The sequence below is a fragment of the Thermoplasma sp. Kam2015 genome (assembly GCF_003205235.1).
Classification (GTDB): domain Archaea; phylum Thermoplasmatota; class Thermoplasmata; order Thermoplasmatales; family Thermoplasmataceae; genus Thermoplasma.
The window spans coordinates 1-4,223 of sequence record NZ_QJSM01000033.1; the positions used below are offsets into that span (position 1 = coordinate 1).

The 4,223-nt window shown below is 40.8% G+C and carries 4 protein-coding genes, 1 tRNA gene and 1 riboswitch; all 5 genes read right to left on the minus strand.

Going from position 1 to position 4,223, the window contains the following annotated elements:
• Positions 1–196 precede the first annotated feature (196 nt).
• The gene (locus DMB44_RS06935; RefSeq protein WP_110642175.1) at positions 197–1,471 is read right to left on the minus strand and encodes an MFS transporter; all 1,275 of its coding nucleotides are present in this window, start codon (positions 1,469–1,471) and stop codon (positions 197–199) included.
• Positions 1,459–1,565: riboswitch (TPP riboswitch) on the minus strand. (Overlaps the previous gene by 13 nt.)
• Before the next feature lie 561 nt (positions 1,566–2,126).
• Positions 2,127–2,212: transfer RNA gene (locus tag DMB44_RS06940), tRNA-Met, on the minus strand.
• Positions 2,213–2,219: 7 nt separating this feature from the next.
• Positions 2,220–2,867: a 30S ribosomal protein S3ae gene (locus tag DMB44_RS06945; protein ID WP_110642177.1), complete on the minus strand. Its 648-nt coding sequence runs from the start codon at positions 2,865–2,867 to the stop codon at positions 2,220–2,222.
• Between the two features lie 302 nt (positions 2,868–3,169).
• Positions 3,170–3,616 (minus strand): MarR family winged helix-turn-helix transcriptional regulator, encoded by a 447-nt coding sequence (locus DMB44_RS06950; protein ID WP_237265347.1) that lies wholly within the window; start codon positions 3,614–3,616, stop codon positions 3,170–3,172.
• 470 nt (positions 3,617–4,086) lie between these two features.
• Positions 4,087–4,223: sulfurtransferase TusA family protein (locus DMB44_RS06955; RefSeq protein WP_161952111.1), on the minus strand; the 137-nt coding region annotated here is incomplete at its 5' end.

The following is a 4,223-nucleotide window of genomic DNA, read 5'->3' on the forward strand; positions in this document are numbered from 1 at the left end:
AGTTCTGAACATCTATTATTAATATAGCAAACTTATCAATAGGATTTTCGGTTGGGGGAAGTCCGTGTATCTCCTGTCCGAAGAGAGAGTTTTACTGCTTCCCCCAAACTCCTAACCTTTCTATAAAGTTACGCTATAAGGTCTTTCTCAATTTTTATTCTAAGATGTTTCAATTTAATGGATGCTCAAGCATTTTTCATCTGCCAAGGTCCATGCTTATGTTGACTGTTTCTATCCCGTAAATGGCCCAGATAACGGTTGCCAGAAACCCTACACCCCAAAGAATCAAATTGAAAAGTATGTACTGGTATATGCTGAAGGATGATGTTGTGTATATTGATGCTATGTATGCAAGCATTGGAAACACACGAACCAATCCTATGGAATAAGATCTGTGATTGGTTCTAAAGAGCTCTGGTTCAAGTGTTGTCCGTGACGCCCATGCAAATTCAGAGAACATCATATTCAAGAACAGAAGCGGCAGGAATACTGATGGATTTCCTATCTTTCCTATGAATATCAGTATGAGAACCATCGTAATCGTTCCACCAAGATAGGAAAACATTGAATACCTCTTTCGGCCTATATTCACTAGAAACATGGCTATGAATCCAGCTACTGAGGCACCAGCCATGGCGTAAACTATTATCTCACTCGTAAAACCGGGATTATCGGCAAAATAGTATGGGCCTATTATATATGCCATGAGCCCAAACGTCAGGTACTGGGAGATACCTATTATACCAAGGAAAATTATTGAAAAAGCGTAGTTCGGTTCCTTTACGGAAATACCGTCTTGATCTATGCCCATTTCTCTCTTTATTTCCTCTGCATCCTGCTGTCTGCCCTTTTCCCTGAGCCACCTGAATGATTCTGGAACCCTGGTTCTCGTGTATACGGCCAGAGCCACGGTCGCAAGAGCCAGCACCAGGAAGTAGATCTTCTGGGTATGAATATTGGATGAGTAATAGTACAGGAAGAGAAATGCGATTACAAAGCTCCCTATGTTGTTCATATCCGGAACCAAAACAAGATAGCGCCCACGATTCTTCATCGGTATATCTTCCGATATCAAAGAAAGCGTTGTTACTTCTTCACCACCAACACCTATTTCAGCTAATGCGATTCCAATAATGAGAGGTATCACCGAGTATGCAAAATATATCAGGAATATACCAATCAAATAGAGTATTATTGTGGATACATACACCGCCTTCCGACCTATGATATCGGAAAGCTTGCCCAGCACCAAATCACCTATAAGCAGGAAAACCGATGGCGCAGCCAGAAAGACAGCCTCATAGGATCTGGGAAGCGATGATATAAAGGGCCATTGAGTTGCAAGCGGAGCAACGCTAGCAATTATTCCCCAGATAAACATGCCAGCAGATGCAGATATTAAAAGATCCCTAGCACTATACTTATGACCAAAACCCCCATCATTATTCTCTTCATTTTTCCTATTGACCATACGAATCCCTCCGCCGGTATTACCCGGATCAGGTTCAAGGGGTCGATCCTTTCGGATCCTCTCAGCCCCTCACGGAGCTCCCCCTCGCCAGGTCGCTGGTGAACATTCTAAGGACTTACATCCATCTTGTTTTCTTTATACTCTTTTTATTCTTGAATTTATACTAAATGCCACCAGTTCCGAGGCGTTTGTTGATTTTTTGTATATATTCATTGCTTTCTCATTTAATAATCTTTCTCTAATTTCAATTCAACATGCAATAATATCAATGCATATTATATCAGTCTTAAAATCTCCGATAACATAGAAAATATTTATAAGTACATCCTTAGATGAGATTTGCTCGCAGATAGCTTTCGTGAGCTACTCCTAAGCTAAAGCATCGGAGCTTCCTGATTCAACGACCGACATCTGCCTGTATGGATATATTCCGTACAAGCCCTATGTTGCGATCTCCACAGGCGTCTATTCGGATCTCATCGATCCTACTCGGATCATCCACTTGGTTTTCATGGATGACACAAGAGAATATGGGAAGACGATCTATAGATATTTCCATTGAAGGAAGTCCGTGTATCTCCTGTACGAAGAGAGAGTTTTACTGCTTCCCTCAAACTCCTAACTTTTTTATAAAAAGCGTTCGATTACAGAAGTATGCCGGGATCGGGGATCGAACCCGAGACCTCCGGATTTCTCAGTTAACTTATGAGTCCGGCGCTCCTCCAGCTGAGCCACCCCGGCATCAAACCTAACTTTGCGCTATCGCTTCTCCATCCTGGGTCTGCTCGCTCCCCTGCTGCTCCTGTGAGCCGGAGAGCGAAACCAGCTCAGATTTCCTGATTTCTATTTTCCTCAGTGGATATATGTTCTTTGTTACCTCCACCATATCGTTGTATACATCATCGCCAATGAGATATCTAACAAAATCTGCATAATTGAGCTGTGAGCTCTTGGATACTATAAAATCCGTGAGGGCTTTCCTGATTTCAGACTTCTTGTTATTGGTGAGCTTCCCATCGCTTACAACAACGATCTTAACAGTTATGACGCTTCCATCTGATGTCTTAACATCCTTTATAATGTCTATTCTCTCCTTTCTCCGTCTTACTAGCCTTCTTATATAATCATCTCCGATGTAATGCCCAATAAATATAGTTTTACATTTTGTCCCTTCACACCCAGTTATCCTGAACAGGGCCTTTTCATTTGATTTCTTAAAATTGCCTGTAAGATCAGATATGGGAACCTCAACGATCCTGTTTATCATAGAGTCTGCATCCTCGCCCAAAGCAACTGTTACCTCCTTTGAACCGAGATAGGATGGAGCCTCAACAGTATACCATATCTTCTCCTTCCACTTTTCTTTTCCTTTCTTCTGAGCTTTTTCACCAGCCATCTAATCCCTCATATACACTTAACGTGAATAGAAGGGTAATAATTGCACTAAATTAAACCTTTCGTGCCTTCATCTATTCTATCCAACCTCTGAATGATGGAAAACCCCCTCAGAATGAGGAAAAATACGATTACCTCTTGTTTTGGCAGGCGTTTCTAAGCTAAAACGAAAGGAAGCATACGTTCTTCAAACAAGATCCTTGTATTCTATAGATTTAACCGAAAATTTTTACAATACTTCTCAGAATGTGAATTTCCTTACAATGAAAGAAGAAAACTCTCGCTTAAAGATACTTCTTTATTCTATTCCAAAGCGTTTATACTTGCTATCATTTTAGAGAGTATTTTATAAGCCATATCCAGATCGGAATCATTTAACCCTGATAATGATTTCTCTATGAAACTGAAGTGTTTCTTCTTTGCCTCTTCATACACTTCTTTACCGTGATCTGTCAACGATATCTTAATTATTCTTCGGTCTGCTTCCTCCCGCTTCCTGACAACAAGGCCCTTATCTTCCATCTTGTCTATAACCCCGGTGACCCATCCTGGCGTTACATTTATAGAGCTGGCTATGGTAGCCATTGAAAGGGGGCCATTCTCGGACAACTGCCTCATGATTGTGAATTCAGTGACCGATAGATTGACGCCATTGAGATCACGTTCTGCCTTCTTATACCATAGTTTCCATAGGTCAACGTAAAGGCGCCATACCTGAATCGCCTTTGAACTGCAAGTTTTTTCATCCATTTCGATCACTCAGATTTACAACTCATATATTGCTTTATTACATATATTTTTGTATCTAAAGGAATTGTTTACACCTCGTATTTTGAAGAACTTACGTATTTCAATGAAATTAATCTGATGCGCTAAAATTATGCATAAATTAGCTTAGTGAGCTACTTCTCCGCTGAAGCTTCGGATCTTCCTTTCATCGAAGAGACCTCTGCCTCTCCGGACATACCTAAAAGCCATATATCGCTATAACCACAGGCGTTTATTCGGTTCGCAACGATCCTACTTAGGTATAATTCTATTGAGGGGTGTCAGTGTATCTCCTGTCAGAAGGATAGATTTACAGCTTCCTCCAAACCCATAACCTCTCTTTAAAGGAGAAATTCAAAACTTTGAAAAGGCACACATCTATAAAACGCATTTATTATGACTGTAGAACAAAGGTGGGCTCTGGAAAATTGGGATAAATAATAATTATATGTTTATTTAACTTTCTTCATCACAATCTCGTAGTATCCGTTTCTGTCGAATACTCCGACCAGCTCCTGGCCTGACTTCTGTATCCATGCAGGCGCATCCTTCTTCGTTCCTGCATCCGTGGAGTACACGGATATGACTT